At 41.2% G+C, this 23,645-nt stretch carries 26 protein-coding genes; 14 read left to right on the forward strand and 12 right to left on the reverse strand.

The window, feature by feature from the left end; all coding sequences use genetic code 11:
• Positions 1 to 429 precede the first annotated feature (429 nt).
• The 3 genes from AM592_RS24180 (at position 430) to AM592_RS15785 (ending at position 1,886) form a co-directional block, all read left to right on the forward strand.
• Positions 430 to 591 carry a hypothetical protein gene (locus tag AM592_RS24180; RefSeq protein ID WP_158320311.1) on the forward strand — a complete coding sequence of 54 codons (162 nt, stop codon included), beginning with the start codon at positions 430 to 432 and terminating at the stop codon, positions 589 to 591.
• The gene (locus AM592_RS25380) at positions 572 to 817 is read left to right on the forward strand and encodes a YrvL family regulatory protein (protein WP_376773390.1); all 246 of its coding nucleotides are present in this window, start codon (positions 572 to 574) and stop codon (positions 815 to 817) included. The genes AM592_RS24180 and AM592_RS25380 overlap by 20 nt, the downstream gene beginning before the upstream one ends.
• Before the next feature lie 145 nt (positions 818 to 962).
• Entirely contained in the window at positions 963 to 1,886 is a 924-nt protein-coding gene (locus AM592_RS15785; protein WP_053606134.1) for a S66 peptidase family protein, read from the forward strand.
• A 6-nt stretch (positions 1,887 to 1,892) separates the two neighbouring features.
• On the opposite strand, the gene AM592_RS15790 is transcribed toward AM592_RS15785, so the two are convergent.
• Complete coding sequence (locus tag AM592_RS15790) at positions 1,893 to 2,780, reverse strand: LysR family transcriptional regulator (protein WP_053604695.1); 888 nt, start codon at positions 2,778 to 2,780, stop codon at positions 1,893 to 1,895.
• A gap of 167 nt (positions 2,781 to 2,947) precedes the next feature.
• Here AM592_RS15790 and AM592_RS15795 point away from each other — a divergent pair, with 167 nt between their 5' ends.
• From AM592_RS15795 to AM592_RS15805, 3 genes are all read left to right on the forward strand, one after another.
• Complete coding sequence (locus AM592_RS15795; protein WP_053604696.1) at positions 2,948 to 4,345, forward strand: MFS transporter; 1,398 nt, start codon at positions 2,948 to 2,950, stop codon at positions 4,343 to 4,345.
• A 53-nt stretch (positions 4,346 to 4,398) separates the two neighbouring features.
• Positions 4,399 to 4,932: an NADPH-dependent FMN reductase gene (locus AM592_RS15800; RefSeq protein ID WP_053604697.1), complete on the forward strand. Its 534-nt coding sequence runs from the start codon at positions 4,399 to 4,401 to the stop codon at positions 4,930 to 4,932.
• A gap of 106 nt (positions 4,933 to 5,038) precedes the next feature.
• Positions 5,039 to 5,950 carry an NADP-dependent oxidoreductase gene (locus AM592_RS15805; RefSeq protein WP_053604698.1) on the forward strand — a complete coding sequence of 304 codons (912 nt, stop codon included), beginning with the start codon at positions 5,039 to 5,041 and terminating at the stop codon, positions 5,948 to 5,950.
• Between the two features lie 47 nt (positions 5,951 to 5,997).
• On the opposite strand, the gene AM592_RS15810 is transcribed toward AM592_RS15805, so the two are convergent.
• Positions 5,998 to 6,402 (reverse strand): hypothetical protein, encoded by a 405-nt coding sequence (locus AM592_RS15810; protein ID WP_053604699.1) that lies wholly within the window; start codon positions 6,400 to 6,402, stop codon positions 5,998 to 6,000.
• A 364-nt stretch (positions 6,403 to 6,766) separates the two neighbouring features.
• Between AM592_RS15810 and AM592_RS15815 the strand changes: the two genes are divergently transcribed.
• Together AM592_RS15815 and AM592_RS15820 are read left to right on the forward strand one after the other, a co-directional pair.
• The gene (locus tag AM592_RS15815) at positions 6,767 to 8,224 is read left to right on the forward strand and encodes an alpha-amylase (protein WP_053604700.1); all 1,458 of its coding nucleotides are present in this window, start codon (positions 6,767 to 6,769) and stop codon (positions 8,222 to 8,224) included.
• Positions 8,225 to 8,281: 57 nt separating this feature from the next.
• Positions 8,282 to 9,055: a GNAT family N-acetyltransferase gene (locus AM592_RS15820; protein WP_053604701.1), complete on the forward strand. Its 774-nt coding sequence runs from the start codon at positions 8,282 to 8,284 to the stop codon at positions 9,053 to 9,055.
• Between the two features lie 89 nt (positions 9,056 to 9,144).
• Here the strand turns inward: AM592_RS15820 and AM592_RS15825 are convergent, their stop codons facing one another.
• From AM592_RS15825 to AM592_RS15840, 4 genes are all read right to left on the reverse strand, one after another.
• Complete coding sequence (locus tag AM592_RS15825; protein ID WP_053604702.1) at positions 9,145 to 9,693, reverse strand: hypothetical protein; 549 nt, start codon at positions 9,691 to 9,693, stop codon at positions 9,145 to 9,147.
• Between the two features lie 19 nt (positions 9,694 to 9,712).
• A complete protein-coding gene (locus AM592_RS15830; protein WP_053604703.1) occupies positions 9,713 to 11,341 on the reverse strand; it encodes a sodium:solute symporter family protein in 1,629 nt (542 codons plus the stop codon).
• Positions 11,342 to 11,525: 184 nt separating this feature from the next.
• The gene (locus AM592_RS15835; protein WP_053604704.1) at positions 11,526 to 12,857 is read right to left on the reverse strand and encodes an MATE family efflux transporter; all 1,332 of its coding nucleotides are present in this window, start codon (positions 12,855 to 12,857) and stop codon (positions 11,526 to 11,528) included.
• 161 nt (positions 12,858 to 13,018) lie between these two features.
• On the reverse strand, positions 13,019 to 13,705 hold the full coding sequence (locus AM592_RS15840) for a helix-turn-helix transcriptional regulator (protein WP_225970247.1): 687 nt from the start codon (positions 13,703 to 13,705) through the stop codon (positions 13,019 to 13,021).
• A gap of 516 nt (positions 13,706 to 14,221) precedes the next feature.
• On the opposite strand from AM592_RS15840, the gene AM592_RS15845 reads away from it, so the two are divergent.
• From AM592_RS15845 to AM592_RS24185, 3 genes are all read left to right on the forward strand, one after another.
• A complete protein-coding gene (locus tag AM592_RS15845; protein WP_053604705.1) occupies positions 14,222 to 14,434 on the forward strand; it encodes a cold-shock protein in 213 nt (70 codons plus the stop codon).
• Between the two features lie 184 nt (positions 14,435 to 14,618).
• Positions 14,619 to 15,743 (forward strand): tetratricopeptide repeat protein, encoded by a 1,125-nt coding sequence (locus AM592_RS15850; RefSeq protein ID WP_053604706.1) that lies wholly within the window; start codon positions 14,619 to 14,621, stop codon positions 15,741 to 15,743.
• Positions 15,740 to 15,877, forward strand: a complete 138-nt coding sequence (locus AM592_RS24185) for a hypothetical protein (RefSeq protein ID WP_158320312.1) — start codon at positions 15,740 to 15,742, stop codon at positions 15,875 to 15,877. The genes AM592_RS15850 and AM592_RS24185 overlap by 4 nt, the downstream gene beginning before the upstream one ends.
• Positions 15,878 to 15,984: 107 nt before the next feature.
• Here the strand turns inward: AM592_RS24185 and AM592_RS15855 are convergent, their stop codons facing one another.
• The 4 genes from AM592_RS15855 to AM592_RS15870 form a co-directional block, all read right to left on the reverse strand.
• Positions 15,985 to 16,785 carry an endonuclease I family protein gene (locus tag AM592_RS15855; RefSeq protein WP_053604707.1) on the reverse strand — a complete coding sequence of 267 codons (801 nt, stop codon included), beginning with the start codon at positions 16,783 to 16,785 and terminating at the stop codon, positions 15,985 to 15,987.
• Between the two features lie 184 nt (positions 16,786 to 16,969).
• Positions 16,970 to 17,725 carry an SDR family oxidoreductase gene (locus tag AM592_RS15860; protein WP_053604708.1) on the reverse strand — a complete coding sequence of 252 codons (756 nt, stop codon included), beginning with the start codon at positions 17,723 to 17,725 and terminating at the stop codon, positions 16,970 to 16,972.
• A gap of 115 nt (positions 17,726 to 17,840) precedes the next feature.
• On the reverse strand, positions 17,841 to 18,650 hold the full coding sequence (locus AM592_RS15865) for an ABC-2 transporter permease (protein WP_053604709.1): 810 nt from the start codon (positions 18,648 to 18,650) through the stop codon (positions 17,841 to 17,843).
• Positions 18,651 to 18,902, reverse strand: a complete 252-nt coding sequence (locus AM592_RS15870; protein WP_053604710.1) for a hypothetical protein — start codon at positions 18,900 to 18,902, stop codon at positions 18,651 to 18,653. It abuts the gene before it with no gap.
• A 270-nt stretch (positions 18,903 to 19,172) separates the two neighbouring features.
• On the opposite strand from AM592_RS15870, the gene AM592_RS15875 reads away from it, so the two are divergent.
• Positions 19,173 to 20,093: a cation diffusion facilitator family transporter gene (locus AM592_RS15875; RefSeq protein ID WP_053604711.1), complete on the forward strand. Its 921-nt coding sequence runs from the start codon at positions 19,173 to 19,175 to the stop codon at positions 20,091 to 20,093.
• Positions 20,094 to 20,230: 137 nt separating this feature from the next.
• Here the strand turns inward: AM592_RS15875 and AM592_RS15880 are convergent, their stop codons facing one another.
• On the reverse strand, positions 20,231 to 21,700 hold the full coding sequence (locus AM592_RS15880) for a xylulokinase (RefSeq protein ID WP_053604712.1): 1,470 nt from the start codon (positions 21,698 to 21,700) through the stop codon (positions 20,231 to 20,233).
• Positions 21,701 to 21,843: 143 nt separating this feature from the next.
• Here AM592_RS15880 and AM592_RS15885 point away from each other — a divergent pair, with 143 nt between their 5' ends.
• Positions 21,844 to 22,413, forward strand: coding sequence for a nitroreductase family protein (locus AM592_RS15885; protein ID WP_053604713.1), 570 nt, complete (start codon positions 21,844 to 21,846; stop codon positions 22,411 to 22,413).
• A 46-nt stretch (positions 22,414 to 22,459) separates the two neighbouring features.
• Here AM592_RS15885 and AM592_RS15890 read toward each other — a convergent pair whose 3' ends face one another.
• Complete coding sequence (locus AM592_RS15890; RefSeq protein ID WP_053604714.1) at positions 22,460 to 23,053, reverse strand: DJ-1/PfpI family protein; 594 nt, start codon at positions 23,051 to 23,053, stop codon at positions 22,460 to 22,462.
• Positions 23,054 to 23,203: 150 nt separating this feature from the next.
• Between AM592_RS15890 and AM592_RS15895 the strand changes: the two genes are divergently transcribed.
• Positions 23,204 to 23,602: a VOC family protein gene (locus AM592_RS15895; RefSeq protein WP_053604715.1), complete on the forward strand. Its 399-nt coding sequence runs from the start codon at positions 23,204 to 23,206 to the stop codon at positions 23,600 to 23,602.
• Positions 23,603 to 23,645: the final 43 nt, after the last annotated feature.

The raw sequence follows: 23,645 nt of genomic DNA on the forward strand, positions 1-23,645 counted from the left end.
AAATTAATTTATATGACTGCAAATAAAAAACCCGTCCTTTTCGGATGGGCGCTTCTCACATGTATGCTTGAGCGCCTGGTTTAGTAACCATAAACAGGACTCAAACAATTCCATTTTAAGAATGGCTTTGTTTCAGTCCGCTCAGCATAATATGAGAATAATAGAAAAATTTGTATAAGTGCAGGTATTCATTTCAGAATGTCTCCTCTCTTTGCTATGTAGATATCCTATACTAGTATTTTCAATTTGTAAATAATAATTTTACAATTTTGAATTTAAAGCGTATTTAAAAATATGGAAATTGCTCCGCAACACAGGCTGCTCTAAGCTTATCAGGAATAAGACAGGCTTCCCATTGCCTCTCTCTTAAACTTATTCCATTATTTCCACTCTTTGTTACAATAATAAAAGGAGAAGGGAGGAAAGAATTTGAAAGAAAAAGAACCTTCGTATAAAGAAATGGCGATCGGAGAAAAATTGATTGTCATTGGCGGTATAGGCATTATTATCATTGTCTCGTTAGCAATATTGTCTGGAGTTACTTTTTTTTGGCATCACCGGAGTTTTTCGTATTTTTGGTGTCACTTATGATTCTTATACATCCATTCTACTTTTCATATTGTTTACCTATCTTGTAGGAATTCCGACAGAACTCATCTTAAGCAAAGCTTTAATTCTAGTGATCAAAAGCTATATTTCCCTTCCCGGCAGTCTTATTACGTTTTTAGTAGAGTGCTTTTGTAATTGGATGGTGTTTTCGATCGTCGATTCATTCATGACTAGTATAGATATTCCTTTAGAAATAGAATTACTGTGAGCCATCTTATTTTCACTGGTTGAGCTTGCAGCCGATGTGAAAAAACGGACCGGCGCTTAATAAAGTACCGAATATTCGTCATCGTTCATTCAATTTGCAAATATAATTTAAAAAGTCATTTTTATTCGGGAAGGAATGGATGCTTATGGCCATCCGGCCCCCAATTTTACGACGAGGCGACACTGTGGGAATTGTAACGTTAGGGAGTCCGTTGGGTGAAGCAGAGATTAATGCGCGGATACAGTTTTTAAGAAACATAGGGTTTCAAGTTATTTTGGGCAACAATGTCTATGCCAGTAACGGGTATTTGGCAGGTACAGATGAAGAGCGTGCCGCAGATTTGATGAGAATGTTTGAAAATAATCAAGTCAAAATGATTCTTCCTACAAGAGGCGGCGTGGGTGTAGCGGGAATTCTTCCTTACTTGAATTTCCAAACCATTCAAAGCAACCCGAAAATCGTGACTGGCTACAGTGATATCACCGTCTTGTTAAATGCACTGCATCAATTCGCGAATTTACTCTCCTTCCAAAGTCTTCTGCTTATTGATTTCACGCCGGAAACTCCCGCCTATAATTTTAACCAGTTTTTTTCGTCGACGTCTGTGTTTTCGTGGATGAGGCAGATCCAAAATCCACCGGATATTCAATTAGTAAGCAGAGTTCAAGGCAACGTGACAGGAACGCTTGTCGGCGGCAATATAGCCTCATTTGTCGGCACACTTGGAACGCCTTTTGAAACCGATACTAGGGGGAAAATTATAGTTCTTGAAGAAACACATGAACCGATAAATACCGTTTTTCGGTATATGAACCATTTAAAGATGGCTGGAAAATTTAATGATTGCATCGGCATCATTATGGGGGAATGCACGAACTGCCAGGCTGCATACGGCAAAACTTACGAGGATTTGATCAACGAATTCGTTGTCCCCCTCGGAAAACCGCTAATGACAAACCTGGCAACGGCACACGGCTATTATAAAGCTGCTGTTCCTATAGGCGCGATGGTAAATATGAATACCTTCAATAACACATTAACAGTTCTTGAACCGACAGTAAGTGCTTAAGCATGCCTATTTATTTGCCCCCTGCAATTCGGAAAAGTACTGGACAACAAAATCCGAAAATTTGCGAGCTGCCAAAGAAAGGTATCGTTTCTTGTGCCATATCAGTTGAAAATTACGCTGACAAACAGGAGTTTTAATAGAAACAAGTGTAAGCGGGGAATCTCCGCCTCTTCCGCATCCCCCAACCAGTGCAACACCCAGCCCTGCACGAACAAGACTTGCAATAGCTGCAGGTTCGTCTACCCGACAGACAAAATTAGGCATTATCCCAGCCTTCCGAAAAAAAGAATCATTCAGTTTTTGAAAAAGGAAGCCTTCTTTGTATCCGATAAATGGTTCATCAGCCACCTCGCTTAAAGAGACGCTGCTGCGCCCCGCTAATCGATGGCCGGGAGGGACAGCCAGATAAAGATCTTCGTTTAGTACAGGCATTGCGCTAAAATCTGGCTTTTCGATCGGAAGCGCTGTAAAACCAAAATCAACCTTACCCGCTTCAACCAGCTCTTCCATTTCTTCCATTGAAACTTGCGTAATGCGAAAATTGACTTCCGGATGAAGAGAAAGAAAATGTCCCAAAGGCTCCGACAGGCGATCTAAAGTCGAAGTTGCCAAATGAATGCTCCCATGCTCAAGCCCTGCGAGTTCATTCACCTCTTTCTTTCCCTCTTCAAGTGCATCGAGTGCTGTCTCTACTTTTTTCAAAAATACCTCTCCAAACGTATTAAGCCGGATTTGCCGTCCCTGCCGGTCAAACAATGGTACACCCACATCCTCTTCCAGCCGGGCAATTGTCTTGCTCAGGGCCGGCTGTGCGATATGCAGTTCTTGAGATGCTTTCGTCATATGCTCCATTCTGGCAACCGTTCGAAAATACTTTAATTGAAGCAACTCCACCTTTTCTCCACTCCATTCATATATTGAAAGTTATGTATTATATGCAAAAAGATATATTATTATTTATTTATATTTGATTGTAAAATAATTCTTGTTTACTGACAATATTCTTTCGAGAGGATGGTTTAAGTTAATGCCACCCGTTACTTAGACAGGGAGGGAAAGAAGTGGAAACCGGAATCCAGCAGCAATCACGAGAAAAAATCATTCGTCTTCTCGCATTCACACTTGTCATTTCTGTCATGAGCGCGACGATGTTCAATATCGTATTACCCGAGATTAGCGCAGATTATCATCTTTCATACTCGCAAGTAAGCTGGGTATCGTCAGCCTTTTTACTGATCTATGCGATTGGAACCGTTATCTACGGGAAACTGGCTGATTCCTACAAACTCAAAAATCTGCTGACATTCGGATTGATCTTTTTTGCTATCGGATCCATGATAGGGCTTGCCTCCCAAGACTACTGGATGGTGCTTCTCGGCCGGATATTGCAGGCCATGGGTGCCGCAGTCATTCCAGCAACGGCTTCAATTATTCCGGTTCGCTACTTTCCGCCGGAGAGTCGGGGACGCGCTTTAGGGATATCGATGACCGGTTTAGCGATCGGAAATGCATTGGGCCCTGTCGTCGCCGCTTTAATGGTCAGCGTTCTTCATTGGCGATGGCTGTTCTGTATGCCGCTCCTTACGTTGTTTACCTTGCCTTATTACCGAAAATATTTAGTCGAAGAAATTGGTAAGAAAGAGAAAATCGATTGGATTGGGGGCGGGCTGCTCGCTGGAACAATAGCTTTACTGCTTCTGGCCATCACAAATAATTCATTGCTGTCTGGCACAGGGTGCTTGTTTTTATTTGTTTTGTTTCTCGTGAGAATACGTTCAATCAAGGAGCCTTTTATTAAGCCGGCACTGTTCAGAAATAAGGGTTATTCTCTTGGGTTGATAATTGCATTCCTGGCAACTGGAGTCGGATACTCGCTCCCTTTCTTAAGTCCGCAATTGTTGAGCGATGTCAATCATCTGGCTCCGGGGCTCGTCGGTTTCGCAATGGTTCCTGCTGCTGTCGCCACCGCTTTTTTGGGACAAAAAGGCGGCAAACTGGCCGATGTTAAAGGGAATTCATTTCTTTTATACATGGCATCGGTCCTGTTATTGATCTGCTTTGTACTGCTGTCTTCCTTTGCGGGAATCTTGCCGGTGTTCATTGCTTTCTTTCTTGTCTTCGGCAATGTGGGGCAATCGTTCATGTACATCGCCCTGTCCAATTCGATTTCCCGGACGTTACCAAAAGACCAGAGCGGGGTTGGCATGGGACTGCTGGCGATGCTGAACTTTCTTGCCGGGGCTGTATCAGCCGGGATATACAGCAAGGTTGTTGACCAGGGAGCAAATTTTCATTGGAATCCGGTAAATTTACATCGAGACGCGTTTGTATACAGCAATATCTATATTGTTCTTGTGATTTTACATGTAAGTATTCTATTACTCTATTATTTTCAATTCGGCAAAGCAGAAAGAAAAAACAAGTACACGAAAAAACTGAACCATGAGCCGAATACATGAGCTTTATACGGATTGCTATGAAAAACAAGTACAGGGAGTAGGGAGTAGGAGACGTGAAAATAACCATTTTTAACGGAACAGCAAGAAAAAAAGGGCGGACGAAAATCGCAGCTGATTACATTGCCAGTACGTATCAAACCGAATACTTTGATTTAAGTGAGTATGATTTACCGATTTTCAACGGGGAAGAGCAACAGTATTCTTTAGAAAATGTCAAAAAACTTAGGGATACGGTAAAACATTCTGACGCAGTTGTGTTACTATCTCCCGAATATCATAGCGGGATGAGCGGAGCATTAAAAAATGCGATTGATTTCTTAAGCTTTGAACAATTTGCCCACAAGCCTGTCGCCATTATCGCAGCAGCAGGCGGCGGAAAAGGCGGAATCAACGCTTTAACAAATATTCGAACGGTCATGCGGGGTGTCTATGCCAATGTCATTCCCAAGCAGCTAGTCCTTGATCCGATTAACTTCGATTATGAAAACAGAACATTAACGGAGGATGCCAAAGCCGGTATTAAAGGGGTTATGGAAGAACTTATGATGTATGCCAAAATGACCGTTTCAGATAGCAGCAGTATGTAGACTTAGAAATAACACGGATGATCTCTAGTGTAATCCAGCTTTGGTAGCAAGCAATCAATCATGACTGTTAATGAATCGTTAAATCATCGGAAAGGAATGATATTCAATGAAAGCAGCAGCGTTTTCCTCCTTTGGACCTCCCGAGGTTCTGCAGATATTGGAGGTTGATACACCACAAGCCGGTCCCGGTGAGGTAAGGGTCCGCGTCAAGGCCGCAGGCGTACAGCCGGTTGACTGCGCTGTTCGCAAAGGATGGTCTCCCTCTGGGGCGACAGTGCGTTTCCCGCAAATTCCGGGCAATGAGTTTACAGGAGTTATTGATCAAATTGGTAACGGTGTAACAGGATTTTCTGTCGGCAGTAAGGTGCTCGGCTTCCAAGTTCTCGGATGCTATGCTGAATATGTTGTGGTGAGTGCCGACCAAGTCGTTTCCAAGCCGCAGGATATGCCTTGGGAAAAAGCATGTGCAATGTCAGCTTCCGGGCAGACGGCTCACACCGCATTGCAGGAGCTCGGAGTTAGCCAAGGAGACACCGTTTTGATTCATGCCGCTGCAGGCGGTGTCGGTACCGTTGCCGTGCAGCTGGCCAAGGAATGGGGTGCAACAGTCATCGGCACCGCCAGCGAACAAAACAATAACTACCTGCGCTCACTCGGCGCAATCCCGGTCTCATATGGGGATGGTCTGGTTGAAAGGGTTCGTGCCCTTGCACCTGATGGTATTGACGCCGCATTTGATGCCGCTGGAGGGGATGCCTTGCATGCCTCGGTGGAATTGGTAAGGGATAAATCCCGTATCGGAACGATCGTCGCTTACGATCTTGCCGATCAACTTGGAGTTCGCTGGATTCGCAGCAATCGTTCCTCTTCCCGACTCGCCGAACTGATTGACCTCTACTCCCAGGGTAAGTTGGACATTCACATAAGACAGACCTTCCCTCTCAATCAAGCTGCTGAGGCGCACCGAGAGATTGAGACAGGACACGGCAGAGGAAAAGTCGTACTCATGGTCAAATAAGTTTAATAGATAAAACAGACTCGGTCATTGAGTCTGTTTTGTCTTTCTTAAATTGAAATGAACGATCTTGATGCAGCATCAATCGTGTCCCAAATCATCCGGTTTTCGTCCTTACCCCGTTCTCCGCAATCAATCACGCTTGCTTTGTCATGTAGCATATTAATAAACTCTTTTGCTTTTTCAGGCATAGGTACAGACCTTGTGGCATCAATGATTTTATTTGGATACACATGTCCGAGAATTTCTATCGCCAGTGAATTGGTTTCAATATCCAACTCCTTCCCAAAAATGGCTTGATATTTATTTTTTACGACAGCAGCTATCGTACTTGCGCCAGATTTCTCGTTATCAAGCAATGAGTAAAGATTTTCATCGGAATTTATTCGAACAAGTCCAACCTCATATGCAACTTGAAGTTCGTATTCTCCTACCTTCGTTATAATAAAGTTCATGTTTTTAGTCCCCTTTTCTCATATGGTTACATGTAACATACCCGTTTTTCATTGCATTTAATAATCTTATGAAGTTTTTCACCCTATTCGATTTTAACTTTCGCCTTACTTCGTCATCCTGCTATAATTTTGAATGTATATCTTCCCAATATCATGCTTTTTATGGCGAAGGGTGTTATAATTTTGAAAAATCACACATTTATATAAAACGAGACATTGTCAATATTTAGATATCGAAATAAATAATAGTCCACAGTATCTCCACCTAGACATCTTCAATTCCGTAAAACTTAAACCCGTTTATCGGGGTAAGTTTCTAAATAATAAATAAGAGACATTTCCATTAGAAGCGGGGGAAATCACATTGAAAAGAAACCATACAATGATGCAATTCTTTGAGTGGCATGTCTCAAGCGATGGATCTCATTGGCAGCTGTTAAAAAAGCTGGCTCCTGAATTAAAAAAGAGAGGCATTGATTCTGTCTGGATCCCGCCTGTTACAAAAGCACAATCCGTTGAAGATACCGGATACGGGGTTTATGATGTTTATGATATCGGCGAATTTGATCAAAAAGGTGCGGTGAGAACAAAATACGGAACTAAACAAGAACTGCTGGATGCAATTGCCGCTTGCAAAAATAATGGAATCAACGTGTATATTGATGTCGTAATGAATCACAAAGCCGGGGCAGATGAAACAGAAGTATTCAAGGTTATCGAAGTCGACCAATTTGATCGAACGAAGGAAATTTCAGACCCTTTCGATATTGAAGGATGGACAAAATTCAATTTTACTAACCGTAAAGACACATACTCTTCTTTCAAGTGGAGCTTTGAGCATTTTAATGGTACCGATTATGACGCAAAACGAGACAAGACCGGCATTTATAAAATTATCGGTGATTATAAAGATTGGAATAAAAACGTCACAGATGAATTTGGAAATTATGATTACCTGATGTTCGCCAACATTGATTATAATCATCCCGGGGTAAAAAAAGAAATGATTCAATGGGGAAAATGGCTGGCGGACACAACGAAGTGCAATGGCTTCAGGCTCGATGCGATTAAACATATTAATCATGATTTTATTAAAGAATTTGTTACGGAAATGATTCGTTATCGCGGCCGTAATTTCTATTTTGTCGGAGAGTTTTGGAATCCCGAACTAAAAGCGTGCCAGGAGTTTTTAAATCACATCGATTACAGTATCGACCTATTTGATGTATCCCTGCATTATAAGCTCCATGAAGCATCAGTGTCCGGAAGTGAATTTGACCTTTCAACCATTTTTAATGATACCCTGGTTCAAACCCATCCGCTTCACGCCGTAACCTTTGTAGATAATCATGACTCACAGCCAAACGAATCTCTTGAATCATGGGTGGAGGATTGGTTTAAACAAAGTGCCTATGCCCTTATTTTGCTTCGCCAGGATGGATATCCTTGCGTTTTTTACGGCGACTATTTCGGAATTGGCGGAGAAGAACAGGTAGATGGAAAGAAAGAAGCCATCGATCCTCTCCTTTACGCGCGGTATCACAAAGCATATGGAGAACAAACCGATTACTTCGACCACCCGAATACGATCGGATGGGTTCGCCACGGCCATCCGGAGATCCTGCATTCAGGCTGTGCAGTTGTTATTTCTAATGGAAAAGACGGACAGAAGCGAATGTATGTTGGAGAAGAACGTGCGGGAGAAGTATGGGTCGATTTCACCCGGACGAGATCGGACCAAATAACAATTCAAGAGGACGGGACAGCTGTCTTTCCCGTCAATGAAAAAAGCGTTTCGGTGTGGGCGCTTCCTGAGGTATAATACGCAGGGAAACAACTGTTCAAAACATTCATTCCAATAGAATCACAGGAGGCCGTCATGTTCACTGAGACTGAAATAAAATATTATCAATATATGAATCAGCCGCAGCCTGCCGAGCCGCCTGTATACCTATATAGAAATCCATTAGTTCCATTAATGTACGATCATAATTTTATTTATTTTGAAAGGATGCCCGATGTTTCTTTTTTTCAAAACGTGCATGAGGATGAGAAAAACCGGAATCTAAAGGATGGCATGGGGCATACGAGGTACTACTTTCCTGTAGGGGAAGAGGCTGGGCCGCAATTAAAAAACTTTCTTTCCGAGAATGGGTTCACCCAGGACCGAATGCTGTATTACAAAGTCGATCAAGAAGCGGTTTCGAAATGGCTTTCGCGGGAAGACAATACAACTCTAGAAGTAACAAATGAATTACTGCTCGATCAGTATCTTTCCATAAACAAAGCGTATGACCTGCAAATTTCCGAGCGTTTTGCCGATCAAAAGCAGATATTAAATAAAACGATCTATCAACTGCCGAAAATCAAGCAGTATCTTGCCTTTTGCGGCGGAAAACCTGCGGGATCCGGCGAATTATTTATTGATGATGAGAATGGCATAGCGAAGGCGGAAAATTTGTTTATCAGCGAAAGCTTTCGAAACACGGGCCTTGCAAGACAGCTGTTGAAAACGATGTTTATTGATAACAAAGAAGAAATCTCTTCCATGTATGCTGTCACATATGAGGAGGATACAGCCAAGCATTTCTATGAAAAACTTGGCTTCACATATGTCTATTCTCAGCATTCGGCATTACAAATTATAAAATAAAACACTCGGGCAATTTTTGCTCGAGTGTTTTCTACACATAATTATGAATTCTGTCCTTGAAATAAGAAATCAAATCCATTACGGCTGCCTTAATGAATTTTCTGAATCTGATCCTCTTGCAAAAACGCATGCAAAAGAGACGGCTTCATTTTCAGGTCAATCTGTCCAGTCACCGCATCTAAAGGCAGAATATCGTATTCCTTCCCTTGTAAGTAACCAATCCAATAAGGGACATAAATAAGAAATGGCTCCTCAATTTTCAAAGAAATTGTTTTGCGGTCTTTTTCTTTTTGAAACAGATCCCAATAAACAGCTTCATATGCCTGTTCCTTCGATATCAACTGCTTAAAGGGGAGAAACGTCAAGTGCTCCTCTATCTCAAGTAATGGATGATTCACGGGCAAAATGGCAGAAATCCCTTCATAGGTTTCAATGGCGATTAGTCCCACGATCTCACCATTTAATGATCTGCTATCCAGGCGATAAGGAAAACAGAAATAAGGTAAGTAAACCTTTTCAATTGATTTCAAGCGTTTCTTTTTATAAATGAATTTTGCCAGCCAATTGTCCAAGTGCCCATTTAGCGCGCGAACTGCCTCTTCTTTACTGACAACTGGTTCGAGCAGTTTACGTGTCATTCTCCTTCAGATCCTCTCTTTACACTGATTGCAGCCAGAAAAGGAAAGCCATGATCAAAATAAAGTATCCGATTAAAAGAAATGGCCATTTTCCCATGCTGCGTTCTGCCTGTTCTACTTCAATTTCTTCAGCTGTTTTTGCCCTTTTCTCCACTGCTTCATCAATTTCTTTTTTGTACATGGTTAAGCCTGCAAGCTTAGCTTTATCAGGTTTTTCTCCAGCTAAGCTGATTAAATACCCAACTACGACTGAGACTATGGTGCCAATCATGCTGTAATAAAGCCAGGAGATTTCAACAAGCTGCTCTGTGAGAAAAACGGCGGCCATCCCTGCCAAAATTCCGATAAATGCACCCCAGCCGTTCGCCCGTTTCGTAAATAAGGCAAGTAGGAATGCTCCGAGAAGAGATCCATAAAAATAGGAACCAATTTGATTAATAACTTCAATAAGCGGACCAAGGCTGCCAGCGAAAAAAGCAAACACCATCGCATAAGCGCCCCAAAAAATCGTAGCCCAGCGTGAGGCTTTCAAGTAATGAGCTTCGGATGCTTTTTTCTTAAAAAATTTCTTATAAATGTCGTGAACGGTGACAGCTGAGAGTGAGTTAAGCGCTGAATCAAGACTGGACATTGCTGCCGCAAATACACCGGCTATAATTAAACCAGTAATGCCTGTGGGAAGTTCATTGACGATAAATCTTAGAAACAGTTCATTTATGTCATTATAGTGAGGAGCACCGTGGTAGCTGTAAAACACATACAGAAGAACGCCAATAAACAAGAATAACAGCATTTGCGGAACCATTATGATCCCTGTAAAGATAAGCGAAAACTGGCTTTCTTTCACAGATTTGCTTGTAAGAACACGCTGGATCTGACTTTGATCTGCACCAAAATAGGCTGCATGAAAGAAAACTCCTCCGATAACGCCTGCCCATACAGTGTATTCTGCTGACGAATCTAGCGAAAAATTAAAGGAATTCAATAGATTCGCTTCCGATGCAACTGTCATTGCAGCTCCAAGACCTCCCGGAAGCAAAGTGAAAATGGTCCATAAACTGACTACCGCGCCAAACCAGAGGACAATCATCTGAATAACGTCCGACCAAATAACCGCACGAATACCGCCAAAAACCGTATAGGCAATCGACAGCACGGCCATTAAAACAATCGTGATTGTCGTGCTCCATCCAGTTATCACTGATAATACAAGGGCTGGAGCATATAGCGTAATCCCCGTTGCCAGGCCTCGTGAAATCAAAAATAATAAAGAGGTCAGCGTGCTCGTTTTTTGGTCAAACCTTCGTTCAAGATATTCATAGGCAGTATAAATTTCAGATTTATAGAAGAAAGGAACAAATGTGACTATTAAAAACGCCATGACGAGCGGAACATTGATGAACGTTACGATCTGCTCCAATCCGCCTTCATAGCCCCAGCCAGGAGTTCCGATAAAAGTGATGGCTCCCGCCTGGGTAGCCATGACCGAAATTCCGATGGCCCACCATGTTATTTTTCTTCCGCCAAGAAAATAATCCTTCGTCGATCGTTGATTCTTTCCTACGTATGTCGCAAACACTCCTACAAGAATCAGGTACACAATGAGAATTCCATAGTCTAAATAAGTAAAATTATTCAGTATGTACATCCCCTTTCGAAGTCTGGTGGAATTTAAATTACCCGAACTTCCGAAAAAGTAAACGCTTTACAGAATAACCACCTTAATCCTACTTCACTCTCAAAACGATTCACAACACTTTTGACTCACTGATGTAAAAGCATAATGTAGCCGCAAAGAAGAGGACGTGGCGCTTTCTCCCTAAAAAAGCGCCTTACGCAAACAATTTTTTAGTTTTCCATTTTCCATAGCGATAATAGAGAACTGCGAAAAAACTGCTGATGAAAAAGCTTACGCCCATGCCCAAAGCAATTCCGTTTTCTCCGATCATGGAAGAAAAGAGATACGTCATCGGATAACGGAGCACCCAAAAAGAAATGATATTCAATATGAGTACTGCATACATCGCCCCCGCAGCTCGTACCGTTCCGTTTAAAATAAAATTAATGCCGAGAAACGGATAAAAAAAGGCGATTATTTTTAAATAATCGGTCCCGAATTGCACGGCGGCCTCCTCCTGTAAAAACAGCCGGACCCCGAATTCAGCAAAAAACACCAGCAGCAAAGCAATTGTGATCATGATGCAAAAATTATAAATCACGGCATACCAGGAGATTTTATGTACTCGTTCGAAGCGGTGTGCCCCCATGTTTTGCCCAGCCATGCTGTTAACAGCTGTCCCAAGGGCCATCGCCGGAAGCAGGATCAGGCTGTCTAAGCGCTGTGCCGCGCCAAATCCAGACACCGCATCCTCTCCAAATGAATTCACTACACTCATAATCGCAGTACTACCCGCCGCTATAACTGTCATTTGCAAGCCGGATGGAATGCCCAGCTTCATGATTAACAGAACCTCTTCTTTTTTCGGCAAGGATGGCATGACAAAAGAAATCAGGCCTTTTTTTATCGAAACAATCATACCGTAAACAAATGCTAAACCCTGAGAAAGAACCGTCGCAATTGCCGCTCCTTCCACTCCCCAAGTAAACCCGGAGATAAAAATTGGCGCCAAAATGATGTTTAACACGACCGCGATGATAACAAAACGCAGCGGCGTCTTACTGTCACCAAGCGCGCGGAGCACAGTAGCAATAAAGTTATATCCAAACAAAAACAAAATCCCAAGAAAATTAATTTTTAAGAAGGCAGCTGCTTCCGGAAGCATTGCTAGCGGAGTTTGTAATAGCATAAGAATAAATTCGGCAAACACAAAACCAATAATTCCAAGACAAACAGCTAAAATCGTAAGGATTACGACAAACGCATTTAAATAGCTTTTTAATCCATCTATGTTGTTCTTTCCCTTTTGCTGAGACAATATCGTAAGAGTCGCATTATTCAGGCCTATGATAAAGGACAAAACCGTAAACAAGACAACACTGGCAACCGATACCGCCCCGAGTGCACGGCTTCCGATCAGGTTGCCCACCCACAAACTGTCGATGAATTGATAGGACACCTGCAGCAAATTGGTCAGCATAATCGGTGCAGAAAACAACATCAGCTGCTTTATCAAATTTCCTTCTGTAAAGTCATGCTGCTTCATTGAACTTTCTCCTTTTTTTGTCTCAGTTTACCACAGGAACCCTCAGCTCCTATGTCGTCAACATGTGAATCCCCCTGCATGCCGGTACAGGGGGATTCATTTTTTATGAATGAAATCAGAATGAGCTGAATATATATCAAATTATAGATATACATATAAGATTATTGACGGTACTGCTTAGGGGTTACACCTGCGTAGCTTCTGAACCACCTTGTGAACGAAGAAGAGTGCTCAAACTGAAATTCTTCACTAATGCGTGTGATGGTCCAATCAGTTTCCCGTAACAGGCGCATCGCTTCTTTTACTCGCAATTCGGAAAGGTATGCTTTTAGGCTTTTTCCTGTTTTTTGCTTAAACCAAGCGGAATAATAAGTCGGATGATAGTGCTCGATGTTTGCTAATTCTTCCACCGAAATCGACTTTAGAAAATGCCGATGGATGTACTCAATGGAAGAGGAAGGCGACTTCGTTAACTTTCGGCTGACATAACCGGTCAATTCCGTCAATGCTGAAGAAGAGGATCGTTGTAAAGCTGCCTCCTCCAAAAGTAAAAAACGTATGGAAGACCATTGCTGATCGATTGGAATAAACATGCTTGATGTGTTTTTCGTTAAAAACCGCTCTGGAATATCTAGCACGAGGCATTCGTTTCGAGTGGATGAACGGAAGGTATGGGTGCATGCTGGCGGCAAATAAAGGCCATGGTCTCGATCAAGTTCGATTTTTTGCTCCTTTGTTAGCAAATCCATATTGCCTTTAAGCGGAAAAAGAAATTGTCCATAGCTATGTTCATGGGAATCATATTCTCGGGAGTATGTTCTTTTTTCACAGATGGCTTCCATTAGCATTCATTGCATCCTCCCAAACAATTGTAGTATTAATTCAAATGTTGCGGCGGTGTAAAAGAACGGTATTAGCTTATTCTGGGTTAAGAGTATAATACCTATTGTCTTTTTAGCCATTTCATATGCTCTCGAAACTCTTAAATCGGCACACGTAGGCTATTTCCAGATGAAATACTGTGATACATTTAAATTAAGGTCCTGTTCTCTTTATAGATTTTTAAGTTCGCCAAGGTTTTCATTATGTAAAGCTGATGTCGAAGAAGACAAGCTTGTTGTCTCTGGCTGATTCACCATTTTAGACAGATTTTGATCACAACCAACAAGGCTTACGCTCTAACAATAAGGTAAATAAGGACAGCATAATACCATAACCTGCTTCCGTAGTTCTTTTGCTCATTATAGCAAATATTTACTGCTTATCCACTGATAATTGTTTTATTTTTTGGAGAAACTAGGTGCAAACACCAATAAGTATGAGATGATAAAGAGTGACAAAAAATCTTAACTAGGAAGTGAATCATGGCTTATTATAATAAAGCAAATCAAGAGCCCTTGCCGACAGATGACATTAATACATGGGAATGTTCTCAGGAAAACTGCAATGGTTGGATGAGAAAAAATTTCACCAGCAGCAGCCAGCCATCCTGCCCTCTTTGCGGAAATGAAATGATAAGCGGAATACGTCACATCACTGTCCTAGCCAACGGCATTATGGATAAAGAGAAAAAGTAGGCCTTACAGATGAATAATAGCTGCTTTCAAATGAGGAAATCCGGTGATTATGTAGCCTGGTTTCCTTTTTTGTCGAAAAACGATTCTTTTTACCTAGTTCATCCACGACCTTTTTCCCTACTATTATCTCCAGTAGACATGGTATAATAAGGTAAAATCAGAAAATTTCAAAAGGGGCAGATCTATGGGAGAATCTGAAACAGTTGCGAATGAAAATATCTCAACTATAGACATTGCCGATCTATTAAACGAATGGTATTTACGTATCCGAAAGCATGACGGTGAGGGAGCTTTTGACTTAAAAGATAAGATAGACGAAATAATCCCTAATATCGAGTTAAAAGAAGATTTGAAGTACTATTATTCACTTTTGTCGTACAAGCACGACTCTACTTTTCCATCCTTTCATACTCAAAAAGCAGAATTTGTGTTTGATCAATCACTTTTAAATACTTCTCTGGATGAAATCGATAATATGCTTTCATACTATTTTTATTTAAATAAAGGCACAATAGAGTTTAATAAAAATAATTTAAATACTGCGATTAATTATTACACAATTGCTGAATTGAAATTAAGAAATATCTCAAATGAAATTGAGATGGCTTTGTATCATTACAGAATCGCAAAACTTTACTTTCAAGTAAGACAAACGCTTTTTTCAATTAATCATACAAAAAAAGCACAAGGGATTTTTACAGGATATGAAAATTTTGATATGTACCTAATGGGTTGTAAACAACTTTTAGGTGCTAATTATTTAGATATCGAAGAATACGATTTAGCAGAGAAATTTTTTCTGGAAGCTCTTAATGACAGTAAAAGAGCAAAAAGTAACATTTTTATTTCTTCTTCAATGCATAATTTAGCAATTGTATATGCTCGTCAGAAAAAATTCGAAAAAAGCGTCTTTTATATTAATAAAGCTCTCGAATGCAAAGAATATTCAGAGTCTAAGCATTATATTCGCTCCATTTATTTGTTAGCCTCAAATTATAACAAAATTAATAACCCAAATAATGCATTGATGCAAAAGGGTTTAGAATATTGTAAAGAACATAACAATATTGAATATGAAATTAAATTTAAAATTGAAAGTTTAATAGCAAATAATAGCATGGACAAGGTTGCTTTTAATAATCTATTAAACCAAATAGAAAAACAATACTTATTTTACGACTTAGAATTTCAAAGTAAAAGTATTTCAAATTATTTCAAAAAAAATGGTGATTTAGAAAACGCCTATTATTTTTTGGAAAGATCTTCACAATCACGAAATAAACAAATGCAAAAGGAGGTGAGAAAATGAAAAAAATAAAAAATATCATTGCAACTGCAGCAATTATAACAGCTATTGCTGGTACATCCTTTATTGTTAACCAAGATAAAGGAACAGTGATTGCCGAAAACCCTATTACTTATAGTGTTGATTCTTATGCATAATTATTGTCAAGAGCAAATGCAAAAGTAATTTTATCTTATATTTTAATTGCAAAACATTTTTATAAGTTATGTGGATTATAGAAAAATAGCATAATCAATTTCTGTAGTTACTTACTTAGTTCCCCAGCCCTTTCAGGAAAATCAATAAATGGATTTCGATTACCTTGCAATTCGTAGATTGCGAGGTTTCTGTGTTTTTCGTAAACGGATACGGGAAATTTTTGGTGCCACTCTAATAGTAGCTGTTGATCTGCTTTAGAGCTGTTGATTGTGCCTTGGTATCTGATTAAAAAGTATAGGGTGGCTCTGGCTACGATTCCTTTTCCGTATTCCGGCTCGAACTTTTCATCTTCTGACTTGCCGCAGCCTTCTTTGATTCCGGAAACGCCAGCCTCTGGAGTGTAGTCTTTGAAGTCATAATAAGGACTGTTTCCGCGGCTGCTGTTACAGGTTGGTTCACAGGCAAACAGGTGATGCAGATCTCCCCTCATTGGGTTTTTCCGATCGAACCATGATTGCGGTACAACGTGTTCACAATTCAACGTGATTTCGGCTAAAGCTCCCGCCGCTCCTCTTTCAAGCATCCGAATATCTTCTTCAATGACTTCTATTGGATCCATGCCTTTTCCGGAGTATAAGCTTTTCAGCTTGCCGTTCTCCTGAAGATCTACCCACGGATATACATAACGATGGGGAGAGTAATCCAACTGCTTTTGATGAGTTTTCTCCAACAATGTATGAAGGCTGTCCCGATCAAATGCTACATCGCGATAATAGCTACCTTGTATTTCTTTATCCCTATTCACATCATAGTAGTCCCGACTCTTCATTGAAGCCAAATAGACAGACTTTGCCTCAGCACGTTCTTCAGAAAGCTTTTCGATTAGATTCTCTTCTTGTCCAGCCATTCTGATCGCCTCCCCTATGATACTTATGAATATTCTAACAATTCAATCCGACAAAAAACAGATACATATTTCATATTTATATTGCAGGCTATTCTCATAAATCACATCGAACATTTGTTCTCTTTTATCCTATCACAAATGTAGATTACTGACAACCGAAAAAAACTTATCGAATAATAATTTCTCAGCTTCGTAAAAATCCCCCTTCAGAATGAATGACTTGTCCAGTTATCCACCCAGCTTCTTCACTTGCAAGGAATGCCACCAGACGAGCTGCATCATCCGGTTTTCCAACGCGTCCTAGTAAAAAATTCGGCGAAAGCACTTGCTTTATCTCTTCTGTCATCCATCCCGAATCCGTAGGGCCAGGATTAACGGCGTTTACCGTAATACCTAATGGTGCGAGTTCTGCTGATAAGGAACGTGTAAAGGCTGAAATTGCACCTTTGGTCGCTGCATAAGCCAATTCTTCCCTCATTGGGCCAATGTCCTGTCCTGAGGTCATATTAATAATCCTTCCAGATGATCGATTCAATTTTTTAAAACGCCGAGCAAATTCAACGGAAAGGAGAAAAGCCGCTCTCATATTTACTGAATAATGCTCATCCAAAGTTTTCGCATCTAAATGTTCATATCCATCTCTTACAGAGTGTGCAGCGTTATTAACCAAAATAGATGGGAAATCTAATTCGGCAGTAACAGTGTCAAGTAGTTTAACAGATGCCTCAACGTCTGATAAATCAATCTCTAAACCTTCACAGCGTACTCCCAATTCTTTTATCTCCTTTAAAAAAGATTGAGACCACTCTACCTCGCTGCTCCAATGAGTAAAGAAAATATCTGTGCCCACACTTGCTAATTTCCGGCAAATTGCGGCTCCTATTCCTTTAGGATGGCTTACACCAGTTACAACTGCTATTGATTTCTTCCCTTTATTCATAACAATCCTCCCCCTCTACCCTGCAACTAATAATATTCAATTAAAACAAAATAACACCTCCCCAAAAATATGGAGAGGTGTTCGCACTCCGCCAAAGACGGTTTCGATTCATCATTTACAACGACAAACTTTTCTTTCTAAACACCAATACGGCTAATCCAAACGTAACCAACGCAACTGCACCAAGAATAATCGTATTTACAGCCAGGTCATCTCTGCTTTCGATTAACTTGCTTGAATCAAACAGCGAAAAGATCGTAAAATCACGTAGCCATTCTACATCTTCCGTAATTTTTCCCATCATATCCAACCCATAGAACAACAGGGTTAAACCAGATGAAAAAGCCAGCATCTTCCTTTCATCCCCAAAAAGACTCGAGAAAAGAAAGCAGTAGCCCGACACAGCAAAGAATAACAACAAACCTATGAAATTCAGCCGCCAAAATCCGGCGACACTGCCAAATTCAGAATCCGGAGCAAAAATAATCGAACTTAGAAAAGCCGCTCCCACAGTTGCCGCTATGATAACAAGAACTCCGCTTAGCAATACAAGAGCCTGAGTGATCGCGATTTTCGTTCTTGAGACAGGAGTGGCTAATATATAAGCCATACTTCCCCGGTCAACCAGCTTTGCCATTAAGCGATTGGACGTGAAAATCACGTAGGCACCGAGAACAAGAAGGAACATTAAGCTATAATGCTCAACAGCCAGAAATGTGACGAGTGTGTCCATCCCCAAACTTAATCCAAATGCCTCCTGCAAAGCTGGGGGATATTGTTGGATCAGTTGATCAAGCTGATTGGAGTCTGCCATTGTCGGAAATAGAGCAACAAAGGAGGCGACCAACAGGATCGCCCCTCCCGTATACCCTAAAAGCGATTTCCACCCGGTCTTCATCATAAACCAATACAATGCTCCATTCATTTACATAGCCTCTTTTCCATAATGGTTCATAAAAATTTTCTCCAAGCTTTCCTCTTCCATCGTAAATCCTTTGATATCGTATTTTGCAAGAGTTCTTACCATGCTGTTCGGATCACCCTGCAAGGAAACAGACACTCGGACAGGGTCAATTCGCACGGACTGATGGAATTCTTGGACGAGGGCATCAGCCGAATTCGAATTAGCAAGGGTGATATGAAATTGCTGATGCTTATGTGCCTGTAATACCGTCATCTCATCATTGAGAATAATCCGAATGTATCAATCGACACCATCATGCTTTATTTCACCATCTGGCAAAATGCAATGGGGCAAGTCCTTGAAATGGTTGAAGAAAAGGACTTATCACGGGTAAAGCTGGAGTTAGAAACATTGATATTGCACGGCATTATGAAACAGTAATTGGTTACACTATAAGGCTGAAGAAATCTATTGAACACTTTTAGCAAACATGAAATAATATATATGATCATACATTCATATATAGGAAGGAGAGTGTATTTCATGGGACATTCTCACAGTCATGATCATCACCATGGTCATGGTCATCATTCTAGCACCAACAAATCAGCATTAAGGCTTTCCTTTCTAATTATCGCCTCGTACATGATCATCGAGATCATCGGCGGACTTCTTACGAACAGCCTTGCACTGCTGTCCGATGCTGGTCATATGCTTAGTGACGCAGCTGCCCTTGGATTGAGCTACTTTGCAATGGTCTTCGGAGAAAGAAAGGCTTCCTTCTCCAAAACCTTTGGCTACCGGCGCTTTGAGATTGTAGCTGCTTTTCTGAATGGTTTGACGCTGCTTCTTATCTCTCTTTATATTTTTTGGGAAGCGTATCAACGAATTCTTCAGCCGGCTGAAGTGATCAGCTCCGGAATGCTTGTCGTTTCTTTCATTGGTCTTATTGTCAATGTTTGTGCCGCCTACATTTTAATGCGGGGGGACAAAGATGAGAATTTAAACGTAAGAAGTGCATTTCTCCATGTGTTAGGAGATCTGTTCGGATCTGTCGGTGCAATAGCTGCTGCCCTGCTTATTATGTTCTTCGGATGGAGTTACGCGGATCCGATTGCTAGTGTCTTGGTTGCCCTTCTTATCGTGATCAGCGGTTATCGGGTCTTAAAGGATTCATTTCATATTCTTATGGAAGGGACGCCAATACAAATCGATGTGGAAAAAGTGAAAAATTCCTTGCTAGCCATGGATGGAGTAAAGAGTATTCACGATTTGCATATTTGGTCGATTTCTTCAGACTTCCCAGCACTTAGCTGCCATATGGTCGTTGAAGAAAATTTCTCCCATCAGCTGCTATTAGAAAAAACTCAGGTCATGCTTTCACAGCAATTTCACCTGAAGCATACCACGATTCAGCTTGATAAAGATGGCGGGTCATGCTGCGGTGAAGATCATTGTAACTAAGCGGCTGCTTTTAGTCTTATGACAATAGCAGCCTTTTTCTATTTAGAAATGAAAACATAACTTCTTGCAGTCTAGAGGCAAAGGAATACGGCTCCCTCTCCAGCTGTGTGCGTCTAACCGAAATAATCGCGAGAACACTATGAGATCGGAGGATGTGTCAAACAAAAAGCGGGATATAGCTTTTCATAAGTCTCAAACCCTTTATGATAGATCTGTTGATTCAGAGGACTGTATACATTGGTGCGATCTGCCTTTATAAACCTGTCGGCAAATTCTTCATAATTCCTGACCCAGCCGAGGTAGCAAAATCCGTTTGAAGCCGCACCGACAGCCGGAAGATATTCACTATTTTCGGGAACATGAACCTCAGTCCCGAGCACGTCGGCTGTGATCTGGCACCACACTCTACTTCTAGCTCCGCCGCCAATTACTGTAATTGAGGCAGGACGTCTGTCGTTCATTACGAGATTCATAATTTGGCGATAGGAATAGCAGAGACCTTCGACAATAGCTCGTGCAAAATCAGCTCTTTTGGTATGTATCGTCATCCCATAAAAGATCCCTTTTGCATCTGGATCATTAACCGGACACCTTTCTCCATTTAAATAAGGTAAAAAGAACAGACCGTTAGCTCCCGGTGGTGATTCAGCAATCAATTGTTCCAGTTCATCCATTCCATTTGCGAAGGTTTTCCCCGCCCATAGGTATACATTTCCGACATTTAATAGTGGGGCAATCGATATGTAGCAATCGGGAAGTACATGTGACAGGGTAAACATAAAATCTCCTGATTCTCCAAATTCTTTTTGTACAGTCGCTGCCCACCCTGTTGTTCCAAGGTAAAGATAGCTGTCATTTTCTCTAACGGCTCCTGCTCCGATTGTCGTAGCACCAGCATCACCACTGCCTGAGAGGACGGGCGTCCCTTCCATAAATCCAGTAAGCTCAGCGGCCCGCTTTGTCACGTGACCGGCTAATTGATCAGGATAGCGGATATCCGGCATTTTGGCGATCGGGATTTCAAATTTGCCAAGCCACTCTTTTTGCCATTCTTTTTTTCTGAGATTCATCATCCCGGTTGTCGCAGCTGTGACAGGATCTGTTACCAGCTGATTCGTCAGCTCATAAATGCAATAATCCTTACTGCTAAACAAAAAAGCTTCGCAGCTCTCGTAAATTTCCTGCTGATGAGACTGCATCCATAAGCATTTGGCAAATGGCGAAGACGCATCAATCGGATTGTTTGCAATCTCGGTTAACTGGTGAATTTCAAGGTTAATCCTCTCCGCTTCGGATTTCGCTCGTGTATCAGAATAAAGAATTGCACGAGGAACTCGAAGCCGCGAAGCAAAAATCAAATCCTGCATCTGGCCGCTAAATGTAATAGCTTTAATGTCTTCAGGTTCAACCTTTACATTCTGCATCCAATAACGGCAGATCTCTATGATTCCGTCCCGCCATTCTTCCGGACTCTGTTCAATCTCTCCATTCACTCCATAATACGTTTGAAGAGGATATGTTTTTTCTCCCTTTATGCTTCCGTCCTTACTTATTAAAATTCCTTTTACGGAAGTGGTCCCTATATCAAAGGCTGAAACCCACGACATTCCCGTTCCTCCTCGCTTTCATTTTCATTCATTATAGCACTGGCTTTCCCATTCTTATGAATCATACTGGCTAACAATTTCTTTCTCAGGCGTTTTGATTTATGATAAGTATTGGGGATTGAAAAAGAAAAGAGGGTGACGAAATGGAATTATATGAGGCAATTAAAAGCAGAAGAAGCATAGGAAAAGTAAAACAAGATGAAGTGCCTAAAGCGTTGATTGAAAAAATTCTGGATGCAGCTGTTTGGGCGCCGAATCATTTTCGCACAGAGCCATGGCGGTTTTTTGTCCTTCAAGGAGAAGGCAGGCTTCAGCTCGGTGATGTATTAGCGGATATAGTAAAGGATACGATGGACGATCCGGAAACCGAAGAAAACAAAGTCAGACTAGATAAAAACAGAAAAAACCCATTGCGCGCACCTGTTGTCATCGCAGTTGGCGTGGAACCTAGCGACAATCCAAAAGTCATCGTGCAAGAGGAATTCGCTGCTGTACACGCTGCTGTTCAAAACATGCTTTTGTCCGCACACGCAGAAGGTTTAGGTGCGGTTTGGAGAACTGGTGATATTTGCTACCACAAAAAAGTGGCGGAATTTTTCGGCCTTCCTGATAACGGCCAGGTTGTCGGATTTATCTACTTAGGCTACCCGGACATTGATCCAAAGGAACCGAAGAAAACGAGTTTTGAATCGTATACGAAATGGATTGGTTAATCCGGCCAAAAGCTCAAGAACCCTCTTGAGCTTTTTTCAATATCGTTCAAATCTCTATATCATATTCCATCCGTCTGGCAGTTTCCTTTGCTGTCTTTTCTCCTAACAGACGCTTCACAATGTGAAAGGACATATTAATTCCGGCGGAAATCCCTCCTGACGTGATGATGTTTCCTTCGTCTACAAATTTTACATTTTGCTGGACGCTAACCTCCGGAAAATCCTTTTTCATTTGTTCAATGCTCGCCCAATGCGTTGTTGCTCTTTTTCCGTTCAGCAGCCCAGCTTTTGCTAAAAGGAACGCCCCTGTACAAACTGAGGCCATCAGCTTCACCTTTGCCATTTGATTAGATATCCATCCGATAACATGCTCATTATGTATTTCTGTTACTCTTGCTCCGTAGCCTCCCGGAATGATCAAGATATCTATTTCCCGCATCTGATCCAAGCGATAATCAGGTTGAACCTTTAATCCATTCCTTGCTGATACCATATTTCCATTTTCAGAAATGGTTTTCACAGAAAAAGGCTTCGATCCGTCATCCAAAGCTGTGACAGAAAACACCTCGAACGGTCCGGCAAAATCTAAAACCTCTACCTCATCAAACAGAAAAATTCCAACGTTCCATTGCTGTGCCATATCCTTCCCTCTCTTTCTGATGTTCTTTATTTAATAATTCTCAATCTATGTTTCAAACCCTTCTAAATTTATCAAATTCACCTTGAATGACAGGAACACTTGTTCTATAATTGGTTTAATCAAACGATTGTTTAAGCTGGAGGTGTTTATTTGCTGCACCATATCGAAATCTATGTTTCAGATTTAGAGAAAAGCATTGATTTTTGGAGCTGGCTCCTCGATGACCTTGATTATTCACTGTTTCAGAAATGGGACGAAGGTGCGAGTTGGAAATACAGGGATACATATCTCGTCTTTGTTCAGGCAAAGGAAAAATATCAGGATGTTCCGTACCACAGGTGCAGAGTCGGGCTTAACCACTTGGCCTTTCATGCAAGATCGATTGAACACGTCGATCAAATGACTGCAAAATTAAAGGAAAAAGGAATCCCGATCTTATACGAGGACAAGCAACCATACGCGGGAGGTCCGCAGCATTATGCCGTCTATTTCGAGGATCCCGACCGAATCAAAGTTGAGTTGGTTGCCCCTTGGTCAGAGATAGAATAGCTTATGACCCCATCAAAAATATGTCAAATTCATTATGAAAAAA

The sequence above is a fragment of the Bacillus gobiensis genome, assembly GCF_001278705.1.
Taxonomy (GTDB): domain Bacteria; phylum Bacillota; class Bacilli; order Bacillales; family Bacillaceae; genus Bacillus; species Bacillus gobiensis.